Origin of the sequence: Kitasatospora sp. NPDC048239, from assembly GCF_043202015.1 — a bacterium.
Classification (GTDB): domain Bacteria; phylum Actinomycetota; class Actinomycetes; order Streptomycetales; family Streptomycetaceae; genus Kitasatospora.
Genome location: NZ_JBICZP010000026.1, coordinates 49274 through 64836 on the forward strand (window position 1 = coordinate 49274; position 15563 = coordinate 64836).

Sequence of the window (15563 nt, forward strand, 5' to 3'; positions counted from 1 at the left end):
ACCCGACGGTGTTCGGCGGGACCGGAAAGCACCACCCCCGACTTGGAGGATTCGCATGACCGCACAACGCAGGATCGTGACCGGCCTGTTCATCTCGCTGGACGGCGTCGTGGAGGCGCCGGAGACCTGGCACTTCCCGTACCTGAACGACGAGATGGGCGCCGCGATCGACCAGATGTACAGCGCGGCGGACACCCTGCTGCTCGGCCGGACGACCTACGAGGCGTTCGCCGCCGTCTGGCCGCACCGGAGCGGCGAGCTGGCCGACGCCATCAACGGCATCCGCAAGCTGGTCGCCTCCACCACCCTGACCGCCGTCGACTGGAACAACTCGGCCGTCATCGAGGGTGATGTCGTCACCGCGCTCAAGGAGCTCAAGCAGCAGCCGGGCGGGACCATCAACCTGACCGGCAGCATCGGCCTGACCCGCACCCTGCTGGAGGCGGGCCTCGTCGACGAGCTGCGGCTGCTCGTCCACCCGGTCGTGCTGGGCACCGGCCTGCGGCTGTTCCCCGAGGGCTCCCCCCGGGTGCCGCTGAAGCTCACCGGCTCGGCCACCTTCTCCACCGGCGTGCTGGACCTGACCTACCAGCCCGCCTGACCGTACGGGGTCGGCCCGCCGTACGCGTGCGGCGGGCCGCCTCCGGTAGCCGCCGGGCCGTCAGAGCACCCCGGACTCACCCACGACCTGCGCGAAGGCCCGGATCGGCGCGCTCTCCGCCTCACCGCGCGTCAGCCGGCACATGGCGGCTGTCACGGGTGGACGAAAGCAGGCGTGCGGACGGGGGGCGACCCCGTCCCGGGAAATCCGGTTGCCCGTCGACCACGGGGAGAAAAGGATGCCGCTCATGATCGACACACCGCTGTACCTGACCTTCGTGATCGCCGCTCTCGCCCTGTGCGTCACCCCGGGGCCGGACATGATGTTCGTGGTGGCCATGGGCGGCCGCGGCGGCCCGGCCGCCGGGGTGATGGCCGCCCTGGGGGTGGCCTTCGGGGCGATGGTGCACGCCCTGGCCGCGATGCTGGGGCTGTCGTCCCTGTTCGCCCACCTGCCGGTGCTGTACGAGGTGCTGCGCTGGGCGGGTGCGACCTACCTGGTCTACCTCGCCGTCCAGGCGCTCCGCGACCGGTCCTCGCTGGTCGGGGGTGACGACGGACCGGCGCCGGCCGGCCGGCTGCGCGCGTTCGTCAAGGGTGCCGTCACCAACCTGCTCAACCCCAAGGTGATCATGTTCAACATCGCGTTCCTGCCGCAGTTCGTGAACCCCGACCGGGGCAACGTGACGGGCCAGCTCCTGGTCCTCGGCCTCACCCTGGTGGTCGTCGGCCTGGCCGTCGACGCCACGGTCGGCGTGCTGTCCGGCAGGCTGGCGGCGCTGCTGCGCAACAGCCGCCGGGTCGCCCGCGGCCTCGACGTCTTCAGCGGCGCGGTCTTCGGCGCCCTGGCCGTCCGGCTGGTCACCGCCTCGGACTAGGTTCGGTCCGGGCCCGCCCGGCCGGTGGCGCCCAGGGCGCCCCGGTCGGCAAGGGGCGGCCGTTCAGAGGCTGCGGGCGGTGATGTCGCCGTAGGAGGTGGTCGCGTGGATGGCCAGGTCCGGGGCGCCGCCGGTGTTCCGGAGCGCGTTGTGGATCCGGCCGTGGGCGGTGCTGGCGTCCAGGGAGGCGGAGGCGCCCTGGGCGGCGCCGACGGCGATCTCGCCGGAGTCGGTGCGCAGCGTGACGGTGCCGCGGACGGCCTCGGTGATCCTGATGTCGCCCTTCCGGGTGCCGATCTCCGCGGGGCCGCCGAGGCGGCCGACCGAGACGTCGCCGGCGAGGAGGGTGACGCGGGCGCTCGCGGCCTCGTCGAGCGTGACCGACCCGTGCGAGAGCTCCAGGGAGACGTCGCCGAGCCGCCCGTCGCCCCGGAGTTCGGCGCTGGCCGCCTTCGCCTCGATCCGGGAGCCGGCGGGCAGCTGGACCGTCACCTCGACGGAGCCGGAGGCGCCGAGGACCTGGTTCTTCGCCGGGGCCTCGATCCGCAGGACGCCGTCGCGGTACTCGACCGCGGTCTGCTCGGCCGCCTTCACGTCGCGGCCCTTGGCGGCATCCGCCGGCAGCACCTCGACCACGGTGTCGGCACGGTCGGCGGCGATGAACCGGATGCGCCCGGCGGGGATGTCGAGGACGGCGGCGATCGGGGCGGTGGTGTCGAACTTCTGCATTGTTCTGTCCTTCGGCTCGTTGTTTCTGACATCGCAAACGCTACGTTGCCTTCACGGTTCATGGCAACATCATCGTTGCGAAAAATCTGCATCAGCGCAGCTCAAAGCGCAATTATCGTTGCAATAGGCTGCACTTCAACGCAACGCTAATGCCTCAAGTCATTGCATTGCAGTGGAGCTGAACGCTACGCGGGAGGCGCCGGGGAGGCGTGCGGAGGCGTGCGGAGGCGTGCGGAGGCCTGCTGAGGCCTGCTGAGGCGTGCCGGAACGTCAGGCCCCGGCGGGGGGAGCCCACTCCGCGAGCTGGATCACGACGCCGTTGGGGTCGGTGAGCTCCAACCGCTGCACACCCCGCGGCTCACAGTGCGGCGGGACCTCGCGGGTGAGACCCGCGAACTCCTCGACTGTCAGCGCCTCCCGGTATCCGAGGTGCGTGGTGAAGAAGCGACAGGAGGCGAGCGGGTCCGCGACGATCAGCGCCATGGTGGAAGCGAGGTTGTTCACCGCGGTCGGCACCCCCCGGCTCCGGGAACTGGCATCTCGGTGGTGCTCCTCTTCTGCGTGCTCCGGGGACGGATCAAGCATTCCGCCACCGTGATCACCGGAACAACGGCCGAGCGCGCAACGGTCGTTAACCCCCCGGTTGACGAACCCCCCGGCCGGGGCCCCGGGCCGCGGCCGACCGTCCCGGCACCCGGGGGTCCAGCAGGCCACGCCCCCGGGGGGGGCTGAACCCCGGGTCATTGAGCCGTACCCGCCTCGGCTGGTGGGCTGAGACCATGGACGCCACGAACCTCGCCGTCGAACTCGATCGGTCAGCCGGACCTACCGGCGCGGTCCCGAGCCGGTCATCGGCCTGGCGAAGTGCGCGTCGGCTTCCCCTTCGGCACCTTCACCGCCGTCATGGGCCCCGCCGGGTCCGGCAAGTCGACCCTGCTGCGGTCGGCCGCCGGCCTGGAGCCGACCGACCAGGGCGAAGGCAACGCCCTGCTGATGATCCTCGGCCTGGCGCTCTGCTACGCGGCCATCGCCCTCACGGCCGCCGTCCTGCCGGCCGCCCTGCTGCCGGACGCCTGCAAGCTCTCCGGGTGACCACCCTTGCCCGCACCCGGGCCGGGCCGGGCCCAGGCCCTGTCCGGCCGATCTTGCCGGGCGCACGACGCCGGGCATCCCGCCGCCGCGCGCTGATCCGCCAAGACCGACCGGAGGGACCCGGCGGTCAGCGGGTGACGCTCCAGACCAGGCTGCGGGTCAGCGCCGGGGTCAGGGCCGGGTCGATGACGGCCGACGTGGGGTCGTTCGCCACGGCCTTGAGCTCGTGGACCGCGGGCTTCGGGCCGGTCGGGCCGAGGTCGGAGACGGCGATCGCCTTGTGGTCGCGCAGGGCCGTCACCTCCTTGCCGTCGAGGTACCAGCGCAGCTTGGTGCCGGACACCGGGAGGTCGACGGTGAGGTGGTCGGTCGCGGTCAGCCTGGTGGTGACGGGCGTGGCGCTGGAGAGGGTGGAGGCCCGCCGGTAGAAGCCGGCGATCATCGCCTCGCGGCCGGGGAGGTTGAACTCGCGGCCCAGCGAGCGCATCACGGAGTTGTCGGTCGGCCGGTTGAGACCGGACGGGTAGTTGCCGGCGCCCTGGTAGGCGCCGACGGTGCCGCCGTCGGGCGAGGCCTTCCCGAGCCAGCGGTACCACTTGACCTTGTCCTGGCGCATCCGGTCGGCGCTCAGGGTGGTGATGTTGGGCTGCGGGGGCTCCGCGCCCTTGTAGGGCTCCTGGCCCTCGGCGACGTACTCGTCCGCGAGCTTGCCCAGCGAGTGGCCGGTCTCGTGCACCGCTATCTGGCCGGACGCGCCGTTGCCGCCCGCCACGGTGGCGATCCCCTCGTAGCCGAGCGGCGACTGCGTGCTCCCGTAGCCGGCGCCCCCGTACTTGGCGGTGTTGGCGACGACGATCACCAGGTCGGCCTGCGGCGCCTTGGCGGCATAGGTGTCGACGGCCTTGATGTCCACGCAGAGCAGCCGCTCGATGGAGTTGCACCAGAAGCGCGAGCCGAGGGCGGTCTTGCGGACGGTGCTCTGCTTCGGGTCCCCCGAGACGCCCGACTGGGCGGAGACGGCGTTCACGGCCCACACGTTGAACAGCTTGCGGTAGGTGGCGTAGGGCTGGACGGCGCTGATGTCCTTCCACTTCGCGGCGGCGTCCTTGCGGAACTTCTCCTGCTCCGAGGCCGTGTAGCCGTCGCCGATCATGACCACGTCCAACTTGCTGTCCGTGCTCCCGTTGTTGACGATCTTCGTGACGGCACCGTCCCCGGCGGCGGTCACGCCCATGGACGGCTCGGCGACGAAGGGGGACGCCGCAGGGACCTTGGCCCGGCTGATGGCGCCGTCCTCGGCGAAGACCTCGACGTCCTGGTCCGCCGGGGAGGCGGTGACGGCGGCCGGGTCGGACGGAGCGTCGGCGGCGGCCGGACCGACGCCGACGGCGAGGGCCGCGAGCGTCGTGGCACCGGCCAGGAGGACCGAGGTGAACCTGCTGTTGCGCAAGGGGGTTTCTCCGAGATCGACGGGCGGGCGAAAAGCGGTGACGGGCGGGTCCACGGCCAACACGGGAACCCCGGAACGGAACTGACCGTGCGACACCATCCGCTCGCCACCTCACCGGTGGATACGGCCGCTCCCCGGCCGGCGGTTCACCCCGGCCCGCCGGAGGGGGCGGCCGGGCCGGGCGGCACGAGGCGGATTCCGCAGTCGGGTGATGTTCACGGGGACGCGCCCCGGCCCGTCCGCCGCCGGGCCGGCTCGGCATAGTGTCCGCTCTGCGGGCCACGCGCCCGCCCCGCCCCCGCCCTGCCCCGCGCCGCGCCGCGCCGCCGACGAAAGGACTGTGACGTGCAGGAACTCTCGATCATCGAGGCGCCGTCCGTGCTCGGGCTACGGCCCTCCGGCGTCCAGGACCTCCCGGCGGCCCTGCTCGACGCCGGTCTGCTCGACCTGCTCGACGGTCTGGGGGCGGTACGGGCGGGCCGCGTCGAACCGCCGCCCTACGACCCCGCCCGGGACGAGGCCACCGGGATCCTCAACCCGGCTGGCATCGCGCGGTACTCCACCGCCCTGGCCGACGCCGTCGGGGCCGTCCTCGACCGCGGCCGCTTCCCCGTCGTCCTCGGCGGCGACTGCAGCATCCTGCTCGGCAACCTCCTCGCCCTGCGCCGGCGCGGGCGCTACGGACTGCTCTTCCTCGACGGCCACACCGACTTCTACCAGCCGTCCGCGGAACCGGTCGGCGAGGCGGCCTCGATGGACCTCGCCCTGGCCACGGGCCGCGGCCCCCGCCCGCTCACCGACCTCGAAGGCCGCGGCCCCCTGGTACGCGACGAGGACGTCGTCGCCTTCGGCTACCGCGACACCGCCGAGGCCGTCGAGGCCGGCATGCAGCCACTGCCGCCCCGCATGCACACCATCGACCTCGACGCCGTCCGCGCCGCCGGCGCCGCCACCGCCGCCCGCCGGGCGGTCGACCACCTCACGGCCGGCGGCAGCACCGGATTCTGGGTCCACCTCGACGTCGACGTCCTGGACGACGCGGTCATGCCGGCCGTCGACTACCGCCTCCCCGGCGGCCTCACCTGGCCGGAGCTGGAAACCGTCCTACGAACCGCCCTCACCGACGACCGCGCCGCCGGCCTCGACGTCACGATCTTCAACCCCCGCCTCGACCCCGCCGGAACCATCACCACCCGCCTCACCCGATGCCTGGCCCAGACCCTCACGGCCCGCCTCACCCGAGGCACCTGAACCCGGCCACCCCCTCCCGCACGGCGGACGGGCAATGGGCACCGCCGACGAGGCCCTGTCACCCCCCGTGCTCGGTGACCGTTCCGTTGGCCGTCACCTCGTACACGGCGATGCCCAGCCGCGCGCGGACGTGCTCGGGCACGCGCAGGGCGTGCCGCAGGCCCGACGTCGGGACGACGAGCGCGTACCGCACGCCCGCCCCCGGCCCGGCCATCCGGCGCAGCAGCTGTCCGTAGGCGATGTCGGCGTCGATGCCGGGCTCGCTCGTACGACCCTTCGCTTCGGCGATGATGCGTTCGCCGTCCCGTACCGCCTCGAGGTCGGTGTACGGATCGGTGGGCGGCACGACGACCCAGCCGGCCTCGGTGAGCCAGCTGCGGAACGCGTCCACCACCCGGTCCTCGTCGCCGGGCCAGGCCTGGAGCACCGGGGCCAGGACGGCGGCGATCGCCGCCAGGTCCGCCCGCCGGTCCCGGCGGTGGAGTCGGCCCCTTGCGTCGGCGCCGAGGTCGCCCGGGCGGATGACCGCGAGGCGCAGTCTGTGCAGGGGGATCTCGGTGTCTCGGCGGGCGTCGTAGAGGGCCCGCTGCTCACCGCGATGAACGCCGCTGACGGTCGTCCGCTCCGGTTTGTCGAAGAACGGGACGGCCTCGTCGTGCTGGCGCTCTCGGTACTCCACCACGAGCTTTCGCCGCGGCCAGTAGCCGTCGACGGGCAGCTTGGCGCGGCGCCCGTCGGCGCCGGGATCTCCGCGCAGCCAGTCGAAGCGGTGCTGCCGCCGCGCGGCCTCCCCCAGATACTCGTCGCAGAGGTCGAGAACGTACGCCTCGTCACTTCCGGTTCGCCCACTCACGGCACGGCATCCTGCTCCGTCGACGAGACCGGAATCGCGGGAGGGCCGCTTACAACCGGCGGAGTCCCCGCCCGCTGGCCTCGCTACGCCCGACGAAGCGCTGGGAGGCGAGTATGCGGCACCCCTCCCCCGGGCCCAGGACGCCCTTGTCGAATAGCTTGTGGTGCAAGGCTCACAGGCACAGACCGTTGTCGACCTCGCCCGGCCCGAGAGGGCGACGCTCGCCCGGAGCCTCGCCTGGCCGTGAGGCATTCCCACAAGGGATGGAGCAGGCGGGGTTTCGCTTCCCGGGCCGACCGCAAGTTATTCCAGGGATCGCGAGAATCGGATTCGTTACCTAATCAGAACTCGAGAACTATTCCGAAATCTTTATTTTTGTGATATGATGTCAAATCATTACACTAGCGTTCGACGACATGACGAACAAAGCACAACCCAGCCGGACAGCGCTCATGTCGGCCGCAGCACGCGCGGCCCACCTCATCGTCGACGAGGCTCCCTCGATCTTCGCCGACACCCTGGCCCAGACCCTCCTCGGGGAGTGCGCCGACGAACTCCTCGGATACCACCGGGCGTACGGTGGGCACCCGGTTCTGTCCGGCGCGCGGACGGCGGCCGTTACTCGCAGCCGCTACACCGAGGACCGCCTGGCCGAGCTGGCCGCACAGGGCGTCGACCAGTACGTGATCCTCGGCGCGGGGCTGGACTCCTTCGCCTACCGGTCGGAACTGGCGGGCTGCGTAAGGGTGTTCGAGGTGGACAAACCCGTGACCCAGCACTGGAAGCGGACACTGCTGGTCGAGACGGGGGCGACGGTGCCACCGTCCGCCGTCTTCGTCCCGGTCGACTTCGAGAAGGAGTCCGCCCGGTCGCTCACCGATCACCTCGTACGGGCCGGCTTCGACCGGGGCCGACCCGCACTGGTCAGCTGGCTCGGGGTCACGATGTACCTGACCCCCGAGGCGATCAGTCAGACCCTGGCCGTCGTCAGCGGCTTCGCGCCCGGCACGGAGCTCATCGTGGAGCACCTCCTCCCGGCCGAACTCCGGGACGAGGCAGGGCAGTCGTATGCGGAACTGGTCATGGCTGCGGCGGCCGAGCAGGGCGAGCTCTGGCAGACGTTCCTCGGCATCGAGCAGATGGACGCCCTGCTACGCGAGCACCGGCTTCAGCCGATCGAGTACGTCGGCCAACGCGAAACGGTCGCTCCCGCGGAGTGGGAACGGACCGACGCGCTCCGCCCGTTCGAGCTGTCCGTCCTCGCCCGCGCGAGCGTTCCCGCCCACCAGACGGCCCCGGCCCGGTAGTCGACCGTGTTCGGCGGCGCAGGACCAACGCGGCTGACTCAGTCCTGCCCCCCGTGGATCCAGATCCGCAGCGGACCGACCGGCTCGAAGCCGTGGCGCACGGCGGCCGCCAGGTCGTCACCGTGCTCGTAGCCGACCACCGGCAGGGCGGGAAACAGCCGGTGCACCGCATCCACCACGCCCAGCCAGGCTGTGTCAGGGTCGTCGAGTGCGAAGACGTTGGAGATTCCGACCACCTGGTCGCTGCGGCTCGCCACTGCTCCGGCGACCATCCGGCCGTCGGCGGAGCGGCCGACGAGCACGAACGTGGCTGGGTCGTCGAGCAGTTCGGGCCGGAACAGTGCGCTGCCGTCCTCGTTGTCCCAGGCCATGGCCCAGGCGCTCAGCGTGTCCGTATCACGTGCCACGTCCCAGGCAAGATCCGAGGGGACGACGGGCGCGTTCGCCGGACGGTGGATCCACTGCGCCTCGAACAGGACGTCAAAGCCGGCCCCCGTCAGGTCAAGGTCGGCGAAACTGTCCTTGACCGAGGCACCGGGCGCGGCGGTGTCGATCCGGGCGACCAGCGCGGCCGGATCGGCGCCGGGCACCAGCGTCACCGCGTCCGGGTAGTACAGCGGGGTGCGGGCCGGGGCGGCCCATGCCTGCTCCCCGAACCGGCTCGCCACACCGTGTGATCGGCTCATCGCCGCACACCACTCGGCGTTGTTGCGGGCGGCAGCCCGGACCGTGGACTGGTTCAACGTCTTCACGAATGTGGATCATGGCACAGCACGGCCCTGCTGAGCGACCCGCTTTCGTCGACGCCCCTCGCTCACGCATGCCGGAGTGGAAAGCCGACCTCGGCCCAGAGGGCACGCGGAGCGGCGGGCCGGTCAGGGGCTTGGTGGGCGTCGGTAGCCCACGCTTTCGTGTGGACGCCGGAGTTGTCGACCACTGGCCAGCCCGGGTCACCAGTACCGGCGAAGTCGGCCCATGCACGCACCATTCGGCGTGCCAGTCCTCGGTCCGCGGAGGTGGGTGCGCCTCCGATGAGGAATGCGAGTCGGTCGTCGTCGAGGTTGCCGAAGGCGAAGGGGATGTCCGCACAGTGCCAGGCCCGCACGACGCCTTCCCCTTCCGCATTTCCCTCCCCTCCCCCGCGCCGACGATCGAAACGCGACAGGTAGGCCCGGCCTCCGGCTTGACCATGGACCTCGGCAAGTCGCTTGCTGTACTCCCCGAACAGCAGATCACCGAAGATGGCGAGGTAGACGTCGAGCACCGGAGCACGGGGCATCGCGGCTCGATAGCCGGCCACCAGAGCGTCGGGGAGGCCGAAGTCCTTGGCGAAGAGGGCCAGCTGTTCATCGGTGGTGACCTTTGCGCTGCTGCCGACGGCATCGGGCAACCAGTACTCCTCCGTGGTGTGACAGACCAGCAGGTCCACGTCCCGGGCCGCGCCGGTGCTCATCCCCGTGAGCGGATCGGTGGGCAGGACGTCACCGTCGAGGACCGGCGCGTAGAGCGAGGGGTCGAAGTGACGGGATCCGGAGGAAGGGTCCCGTACGCCCGGCCCATGTCCGGGCGGCAGTTGGGCATCTCAGCTCGCCGACGCCTGCCGGGGCGGGCGTGGCAGCCGGGGGTGGCATCGCCTTCACCGTCACCGGCTCGGTGCAGGCTGCCACTTCGATGGACAAGATCCTGAAGAAGGAAGAACGGGGCCGGCGGCAGGGGCATCGCACTCCATCGCGGGGCCCGTAGGCTCCGCTGGTGCCGCAGGAGGTGGCCAGGTTGTCGGCCGGGGCGGACTTCCCCTGGTGGAGCACGTCCGCACTGGGTCGAGGGCAGTTGCGGATCCCGGGCTCAGAGCGCCACGGTTTTGAAGGCCGCCGCGATCTCACCCCTCCTGCGCCCTTGGGCGAGGAGGACGTGCAGGAGGAGCCGGGCCTTGTAGGCGTCGAGGTGGCCGCCCCGGATGAGCCCGCGCCCGAGCAGGTCCTTCTCCGAACCGGGGAAACCGTAAGTGGCTTCCAGGACCGGCCCGTTGCCGATGCGGCTGGTGAGGATGACGGGGATCCGGGAGGCGGTCGCTTCCAGGGTGGCCACAAAGCTTCGGGGGACGTGGCCGACGCCGAACGCGGCGACGACGAGTCCCTCGCAGGCCTCGGCCATGGCGGCGAGCAGGGTGCCGTCGTCGCCGAGCGTCGCGGTGTACAGACCGACCCGCGGCGCCGGACCGCTCAGCCGTCCGGGGAACGTGGTGCGGGCGGCGAGCGGAGCGTGCAGGTGGACCCGCCCTTCGTAGAGGCGCCCCAGGGGCCCGGTGGCCGGGGAGGCGAACGCGGCGGGGCTGGTGCTGTGGGACTTGCGGACGGTGCGGGCCGCGTGGATCTCGTCGCCGAGGACGACCACGGTGCCGGCGCCGTGCAGCTCGGGGGCTGCGGCGGCGATGACGGCGGCGTGGATGTTCGCCGGGCCGTCCGCACCGGGCTGGGTGGGGTTGCGCATGGCTCCGGTAACGACGATCGGCTGATCGCCCGCGTGCAGGAGGTCGAGGAGGTAGGCCGTCTCCTCGATCGTGTCGGTGCCCTGGGTGACCACAGCTCCGTCGCAGCCGGCCTCGAAGGCGCCGGCGATGGCGTCCGACAGTGCGGTGAGGTCGTCGAAGCCGAGGGAGGCTCCGGGCAGGCGCCGGAAGTCGTGGACCTCCAGGTCGATGTCCAGGCTCTGCAAGACGGGGACGGCGTCGAGGAGTTCCCGGGCGGACAGGGCCGGTACGACTCCGCCGGTCGCCGGATCGGTGGTCATCGCGATGGTCCCGCCGAGGGAGAAGATCGCAACTGTCCTCGCGTGCAACGTCGTTCTCTCCCTGTCTCCGGCCGTTCCGCAAACGGTGCGGCCGGGTGGCCTTCGGGCAATCTATCGGTTCAGGTCGTGCGGTCGGCGGCGAGCGGCCTGCGGCGTCCAGGCCCTCCAGGCCCATCTCGACGGAAGGCATCCGAGTCCCACCGCAAGTCCATCTCCTCCTCCGTCCGCATCCGTCCTCCGGCGACAGCCAGAGCGGCTTTCGGCGGTACGGACACCTCGCCGTCTGCGAGGATGCGGAGCAGGATGTCCCAGTACTGGAGCATTGAGGCCCGGTGCCATAAGAGCAGAGGACCATCGCGTTGACACACCAGACCCTGGCGCGGCTCCGCCGCGCCGCCGCGGCCGGGACCGTCACGATCACGGCGTCGGGGCCCGCCACGGTTGATGCCGTCCGGGACCGCGAGACGGGACTGAAGCCGCACTTCGGGGCCGTCACCTGGACGGCGCCCCCCGCCTACCGGGCCTTCCTCGCGGCGCACGACACCTTCGCTTGCCGGCGCGAGAACGGCCATGGCAGCACGGAGTTCGTCATCGTCGGCAACGATGACATCGTCGACCTGAACTCGGATCTCGTGCACATGCCGGAGGGCGTGGACCGCGGAGACGGCCGCCGGCTGTCCACCAACCATCTGGTCGGCTTCGCTCTCGCCGACGCGAGCGGCGAAGCGGTGTGGTGCTTCGACGTCACGCAGCCCGACGCCGACGGCGAGTACCCCGTCTACCACTACCACCAGGACGCGGACCGGGGCATCCGCTACCTCGAGAACGGCGACTGGGAGAACCCGGCCGACACGACGCCCGACTTCCCTTCGTTCACCGCCTGGTTGGACGCGATGGCCCAGGCCTTCACCGCGACCGAGCCGCCGGCGTGGCTCTGGGATCTGGGGGAACCGCACTACCGCGGCGCCGACGACCGCTGACTCGTGTCGGCGGGGAGGATGGGCAGCGGGGTCCCGATCAACTCGACTCCGTCCGCCGTACGCAGCGACTCCATACGTCGGAGTAGGTCGGAGGACAAGGCCATCGCGCACCTCTCACTCAACAAGCATGCCCACTCGGAGAGTTGCGCGACGACTCCTCCATGGCCAGGGGTTACGCCAAGACCCCTGCTGCACCGCTCGGCGGGACGCCGTCCTCGGGTACCCGCACCTCGCGGAGCGCTTTGCGGTCGATGCTCGCACCCCGGGTGAAGCGGCGACTGCCGATCATCTCCAGGAGAGCGGTGAACGACTCCGACACCCTCTCAGTCGTCGACAACACTCGGCTCCTACCGACCACCCCCAAGACCAAAGGCAGCCACCGCCTGGGTCGCCCTGTCCGACCGCGTCGTTGACGCCCTCGACGAACGGACGGGCTCACGCGCGTTCGGCCAGATCGCATCCGCTGGCGGGTACGTCTTCCACTGCCACGGGCGCCCCCTGCACCCCAAGCACGTCCTCGACCGCTTCCACGTGCTCTGCGACTGGTCCGGCGCCCCGCGCATTGCCGTTTCACGACCTGCGCCACCTCGCCGCGAGCTTCGCGATGGCCGCCGGCACCCCGCTGCCGGTCCGGTGCGGCGGGCACACGCCGCACCATCGGAGCCGAAGGCCGCCGGCGGCCCCGGGGCGCTGACCGCGTGCGGAATGGACACCTCGTCCATGGTGGTCGACCGGTGGAGCCCGCAGCGGCCCGGACAGGGCTGGTATCCGCCGCGCTGGGCCGGGTACGCCTGCCCGACCTGCGACGCCGCCGCCCGCGCCTTCTGATCCGGGAGCGCGGCGGGCCGGCTCGGCCTAACGGGTTCCCGGCGGGCGGTCGCCGTGCTGCCCGGTGGTGTCGATGGCGTCGCGCAGGGCGGGCAGGTCGGTGAGGGCAGCCTGCTCGGCGAAGCGGGCCAGAAGCCGTCGCAGGACCCGCTCGTCGCGGTCGCGGACAGCTTCGGCGATGGCCGCCGCCAGCAACACCTGGGTATCGGGGTCGGGGGTGCGCACCTGCCGCGCGGCCTGCTGCCCTTCCACCGCTCGCCTCCCGTTCGTTCGTCGTCGTGGCCGCCGGACGCGGCGTCCTCCGTCCTGGCGCGGCTGCGGCGACCGGCCACCCTGCCCTGCCCTGCGCGGGGCGAAGACTACCTCCCCGACCGACACCGCAAAATCTATGCCCGTCGGAGTAGACATTGCCGCACACCGTGGTTAGTGTTTCTCTCGTAGACGAGGTCAAGCGGTGCCCGCCAGACACGAACTGGCGGGCAGCAGGAAAGAAGTTCGCAGGTCGGCACGGTTGCAGGGCCCTGAAGCCAGGGATGGTGCAGTAAGGCGACAGGACCGGTGGCCGGGCCGGGCGGCCCGCAGGTATCAGGGGCCGCCGCCCAGCAGTACCGCAGTTCAAAAGACGCGCCGGGCAGGTGGGCGTGAAGAAGGTGACGCAAAAGACGGCGCGGTAGCGGAGTTCCGGAGCCACAGCAGGTGCAGGACGGCGACGGGACTGGCGACCGGGCCGGGCGGCCCGCAGGTATCAGGGGCCACCACCGAGCGGTACCGCAGTTCGGTAAGTGCATTACCGGCAGGTGAAGTTGAGTTGCGCAGTACCGGCAGTCGCAGTACGCGGTATCCCAGTGAAGGCGCCCAAGACTGCGGGCGCGCGTGCTGGGAGTCCGGCAGTGGGGTTCCAAGCCGAGCGGTTGAGCAGGACGGGCGACGGGGCTGGCTGCCGGAGCCGGCGGACCACCAGGACCGCCACAGCAGCACCGGGTAGTTGGCACTACCACGCAGTTCGCAGTACCAGCAGCACCGCAGTTCCGAGCAGGTCGCAGTACCCGGTAGTGGAATTACCCGCAGTTCGCAGTAATCGGCCAGTACAGAGGATGAACGGAGGGGACAGAGCGCCATCAGGATCGCCCGGCCCGTGAGTCATCACCCGGGCGGATTCCGAAGACCCCAAGGCAAGGACGGTGGTTTCCGGTCACGCATACGCGATCCCCGCACGCCCCCTCCCCCGGGGCGAGGCGGACATGAGGAAGTCGGCCACAGGCCGACAGATGGTGTAAAACCCTTCGGGGCCCCGGGAGCCGAAACGGCCCCGGGGCCCCTCAGCGCGTCCCCGGACACAACAACAAGAAGAGGTGCAGTGACCACGGCAACCATCCGACCCCACACCCCCGACGCCGTCAGCTCGTTCGACGATGACGACTACCCCGCCTACACCATGGGCCGCGCCGCCGAGATGACCGGCACCACCCCCGGCTTCCTGCGCTCGCTCGGCGAGCAGGGCCTCATCACCCCCCTGCGCTCCGAGGGCGGTCACCGCCGCTACTCCCGTTACCAGCTTCGGATCGCGATGCGCGCCCGCGACCTCGTCGACCAGGGTACCGCCATCGACGCCGCCTGCCGCATCATCATCCTCGAAGACCAACTCGAGGAAGCCCTGCGCATCAACGAGCAGCTCCGCCGCTCCCAACACGGCCAGGAACCCTCCGCCGACACCTGACCCAGCCATCCAGCCCGACGAAACCGGCCCGCGGTGAGCAGCAGGTGCTCACCGCAGGCCGCCCGGGACACGAACCCCTCGGTTCCGGTCCGCCGGCCGACCGTTCTCCACCGGCCCGGCCGCCCGACACCCTGCCTCACGGCGCGGACCACGCAGACCGCTTCCGCGCAGGGGATTTCGGGTTCGTGTGAGGCCGCACCGGCCCGGCGCATCCGCTGGTAGGGGCGAAGCGCGCTGCGGGCTGATACCGCGATGGCCGGCGTCGGCGCCGACGCGCCGGGCCTAGAAGCTGAGCAGGCCGACGGCGTGGCCGTCGTGGTCCACCACCGGCCACACGGCCAGGTCGCGGGCGCGCATGGCGGCGGCCGCAGTGGCGGCGGGCATGTCGGCGGTGGCGAACGGGGCCCGGTCGAGGACGATGTCGCGCACCGGGGTGCGCTCGGTGGACCGGGAGCGGGTCTGGAACGGCGCCAGGTGCAGGCGGGTCAGCAACCCCGCGCAGCGGCCGTCGTCGTCGCGAACCAGGAGGTGGTCGGCACCGGAGCTCTGCAGGATGTCCATCGCCATGTCGACCATGACGTCGTCGCTGATCTGCAGCTCCGGGAGATTCATGAGGTCGCCGACCGTGGCGGTGGTCGCGGGGCGTTCGAGGGTGATGGTCATGGGCAGACTCCTTCGCGTATCCACCGCCGGGGCCGGCGGTAGTCAGGGCACTGGCGGTGGAACGGCCGGCGGGTGCGCCGGAGCGGGCCGAGACTGCTCTGCGCTTGGTGGGTGGTGGGGCCCGGACTGCGGCGGCAGTCCGGGCCCCCACGTACGCGCTAGGCGGCGAGGGCGACGCGCCTGGGCGCCCGGCGGCGGCCGGTGGAGCCCTGGCCGGAGCGGCCCACGGCGGCCGTGCCGGTGTCACCGCCGGCGTAGGCGGGGCGGCTGCGGCGGCCGCGGCCGCGGCTCGTGGACGCGCTGCGGCGGGGGCGTTCGACGACGGGGGCCGCGATCACCACGGGCACGCCGGTGGGCGTGCGGGCGCCGGTGATGCGGGCCAGTTCCTCGTCGCCGGCGCTGACCCGGGTGGTGACGGGGGTGAT

General features: G+C 71.6%; 16 protein-coding genes and 3 pseudogenes. 8 read left to right on the forward strand and 11 right to left on the reverse strand.

Going from position 1 to position 15563, the window contains the following annotated elements:
* Window positions 1-55: 55 nt before the first annotated feature.
* Both ACGFZP_RS37580 and ACGFZP_RS37585 read left to right on the forward strand, forming a co-directional pair.
* Window positions 56-601: a dihydrofolate reductase family protein gene (locus ACGFZP_RS37580; protein ID WP_392941443.1), complete on the forward strand. Its 546-nt coding sequence runs from the start codon at window positions 56-58 to the stop codon at window positions 599-601.
* A gap of 247 nt (window positions 602-848) precedes the next feature.
* Window positions 849-1478 (forward strand): LysE family translocator, encoded by a 630-nt coding sequence (locus ACGFZP_RS37585; RefSeq protein WP_392941444.1) that lies wholly within the window; start codon window positions 849-851, stop codon window positions 1476-1478.
* A gap of 63 nt (window positions 1479-1541) precedes the next feature.
* Here ACGFZP_RS37585 and ACGFZP_RS37590 read toward each other — a convergent pair whose 3' ends face one another.
* Both ACGFZP_RS37590 and ACGFZP_RS37595 read right to left on the reverse strand, forming a co-directional pair.
* Entirely contained in the window at window positions 1542-2207 is a 666-nt protein-coding gene (locus ACGFZP_RS37590; protein ID WP_392941446.1) for a DUF4097 family beta strand repeat-containing protein, read from the reverse strand.
* Between the two features lie 270 nt (window positions 2208-2477).
* Window positions 2478-2711 carry a hypothetical protein gene (locus tag ACGFZP_RS37595; protein WP_392941447.1) on the reverse strand — a complete coding sequence of 78 codons (234 nt, stop codon included), beginning with the start codon at window positions 2709-2711 and terminating at the stop codon, window positions 2478-2480.
* A 360-nt stretch (window positions 2712-3071) separates the two neighbouring features.
* Between ACGFZP_RS37595 and ACGFZP_RS37600 the strand changes: the two genes are divergently transcribed.
* Window positions 3072-3299, forward strand: a complete 228-nt coding sequence (locus tag ACGFZP_RS37600) for an ATP-binding cassette domain-containing protein (RefSeq protein ID WP_392941449.1) — start codon at window positions 3072-3074, stop codon at window positions 3297-3299.
* A 127-nt stretch (window positions 3300-3426) separates the two neighbouring features.
* Here the strand turns inward: ACGFZP_RS37600 and ACGFZP_RS37605 are convergent, their stop codons facing one another.
* Window positions 3427-4749 (reverse strand): M64 family metallopeptidase, encoded by a 1323-nt coding sequence (locus ACGFZP_RS37605; RefSeq protein WP_392941451.1) that lies wholly within the window; start codon window positions 4747-4749, stop codon window positions 3427-3429.
* Between the two features lie 345 nt (window positions 4750-5094).
* Between ACGFZP_RS37605 and ACGFZP_RS37610 the strand changes: the two genes are divergently transcribed.
* Window positions 5095-6000 carry an arginase family protein gene (locus ACGFZP_RS37610; RefSeq protein ID WP_392941453.1) on the forward strand — a complete coding sequence of 302 codons (906 nt, stop codon included), beginning with the start codon at window positions 5095-5097 and terminating at the stop codon, window positions 5998-6000.
* A 58-nt stretch (window positions 6001-6058) separates the two neighbouring features.
* Here ACGFZP_RS37610 and ACGFZP_RS37615 read toward each other — a convergent pair whose 3' ends face one another.
* A complete protein-coding gene (locus ACGFZP_RS37615; protein ID WP_392941455.1) occupies window positions 6059-6853 on the reverse strand; it encodes a hypothetical protein in 795 nt (264 codons plus the stop codon).
* A 73-nt stretch (window positions 6854-6926) separates the two neighbouring features.
* Window positions 6927-7061 (reverse strand): annotated as a pseudogene (locus ACGFZP_RS37620) (HNH endonuclease); the annotation flags it as partial.
* 244 nt (window positions 7062-7305) lie between these two features.
* Between ACGFZP_RS37620 and ACGFZP_RS37625 the strand changes: the two are divergent.
* Window positions 7306-8160 carry a class I SAM-dependent methyltransferase gene (locus ACGFZP_RS37625; RefSeq protein ID WP_392941457.1) on the forward strand — a complete coding sequence of 285 codons (855 nt, stop codon included), beginning with the start codon at window positions 7306-7308 and terminating at the stop codon, window positions 8158-8160.
* A 38-nt stretch (window positions 8161-8198) separates the two neighbouring features.
* On the opposite strand, the gene ACGFZP_RS37630 is transcribed toward ACGFZP_RS37625, so the two are convergent.
* The 3 genes and pseudogenes from ACGFZP_RS37630 to ACGFZP_RS37640 all read right to left on the reverse strand — a co-directional run bounded on the left by ACGFZP_RS37630 (window position 8199) and on the right by ACGFZP_RS37640 (window position 10998).
* Window positions 8199-8846 carry a hypothetical protein gene (locus tag ACGFZP_RS37630; RefSeq protein WP_392941468.1) on the reverse strand — a complete coding sequence of 216 codons (648 nt, stop codon included), beginning with the start codon at window positions 8844-8846 and terminating at the stop codon, window positions 8199-8201.
* A gap of 128 nt (window positions 8847-8974) precedes the next feature.
* Window positions 8975-9706: pseudogene (locus tag ACGFZP_RS37635) on the reverse strand (carboxylesterase family protein); the annotation flags it as partial.
* Between the two features lie 299 nt (window positions 9707-10005).
* The gene (locus ACGFZP_RS37640; protein WP_392941459.1) at window positions 10006-10998 is read right to left on the reverse strand and encodes an asparaginase; all 993 of its coding nucleotides are present in this window, start codon (window positions 10996-10998) and stop codon (window positions 10006-10008) included.
* Between the two features lie 311 nt (window positions 10999-11309).
* Here ACGFZP_RS37640 and ACGFZP_RS37645 point away from each other — a divergent pair, with 311 nt between their 5' ends.
* Together ACGFZP_RS37645 and ACGFZP_RS37650 are read left to right on the forward strand one after the other, a co-directional pair.
* Complete coding sequence (locus tag ACGFZP_RS37645; RefSeq protein WP_392941461.1) at window positions 11310-11930, forward strand: hypothetical protein; 621 nt, start codon at window positions 11310-11312, stop codon at window positions 11928-11930.
* 705 nt (window positions 11931-12635) lie between these two features.
* Window positions 12636-12758, forward strand: a complete 123-nt coding sequence (locus tag ACGFZP_RS37650; protein ID WP_392941463.1) for a hypothetical protein — start codon at window positions 12636-12638, stop codon at window positions 12756-12758.
* 27 nt (window positions 12759-12785) lie between these two features.
* On the opposite strand, the gene ACGFZP_RS37655 is transcribed toward ACGFZP_RS37650, so the two are convergent.
* Complete coding sequence (locus ACGFZP_RS37655; protein WP_392941464.1) at window positions 12786-13010, reverse strand: hypothetical protein; 225 nt, start codon at window positions 13008-13010, stop codon at window positions 12786-12788.
* 1183 nt (window positions 13011-14193) lie between these two features.
* On the opposite strand from ACGFZP_RS37655, the gene ACGFZP_RS37660 reads away from it, so the two are divergent.
* A complete protein-coding gene (locus ACGFZP_RS37660; protein WP_392941470.1) occupies window positions 14194-14475 on the forward strand; it encodes a MerR family transcriptional regulator in 282 nt (93 codons plus the stop codon).
* Window positions 14476-14757: 282 nt separating this feature from the next.
* On the opposite strand, the gene ACGFZP_RS37665 is transcribed toward ACGFZP_RS37660, so the two are convergent.
* Together ACGFZP_RS37665 and ACGFZP_RS37670 are read right to left on the reverse strand one after the other, a co-directional pair.
* A complete protein-coding gene (locus tag ACGFZP_RS37665; RefSeq protein ID WP_392941466.1) occupies window positions 14758-15138 on the reverse strand; it encodes a CBS domain-containing protein in 381 nt (126 codons plus the stop codon).
* A gap of 158 nt (window positions 15139-15296) precedes the next feature.
* Window positions 15297-15563 (reverse strand): annotated as a pseudogene (locus ACGFZP_RS37670) (ATP-dependent helicase); the annotation flags it as partial.

Excerpts from the sequence above, each read along its gene's own strand:
- ACGFZP_RS37630 (WP_392941468.1), bottom strand. The coding sequence starts at position 8,846 with ATGAGCCGATCACACGGTGTGGCGAGCCGGTTCGGGGAGCAGGCATGG.
- ACGFZP_RS37660 (WP_392941470.1), top strand. The coding sequence starts at position 14,194 with ATGGGCCGCGCCGCCGAGATGACCGGCACCACCCCCGGCTTCCTGCGC.
- ACGFZP_RS37650 (WP_392941463.1), top strand. The coding sequence starts at position 12,636 with ATGGACACCTCGTCCATGGTGGTCGACCGGTGGAGCCCGCAGCGGCCC.
- ACGFZP_RS37590 (WP_392941446.1), bottom strand. The coding sequence starts at position 2,207 with ATGCAGAAGTTCGACACCACCGCCCCGATCGCCGCCGTCCTCGACATC.
- ACGFZP_RS37585 (WP_392941444.1), top strand. The coding sequence starts at position 849 with ATGATCGACACACCGCTGTACCTGACCTTCGTGATCGCCGCTCTCGCC.
- ACGFZP_RS37580 (WP_392941443.1), top strand. The coding sequence starts at position 56 with ATGACCGCACAACGCAGGATCGTGACCGGCCTGTTCATCTCGCTGGAC.
- ACGFZP_RS37625 (WP_392941457.1), top strand. The coding sequence starts at position 7,306 with ATGTCGGCCGCAGCACGCGCGGCCCACCTCATCGTCGACGAGGCTCCC.
- ACGFZP_RS37665 (WP_392941466.1), bottom strand. The coding sequence starts at position 15,138 with ATGACCATCACCCTCGAACGCCCCGCGACCACCGCCACGGTCGGCGAC.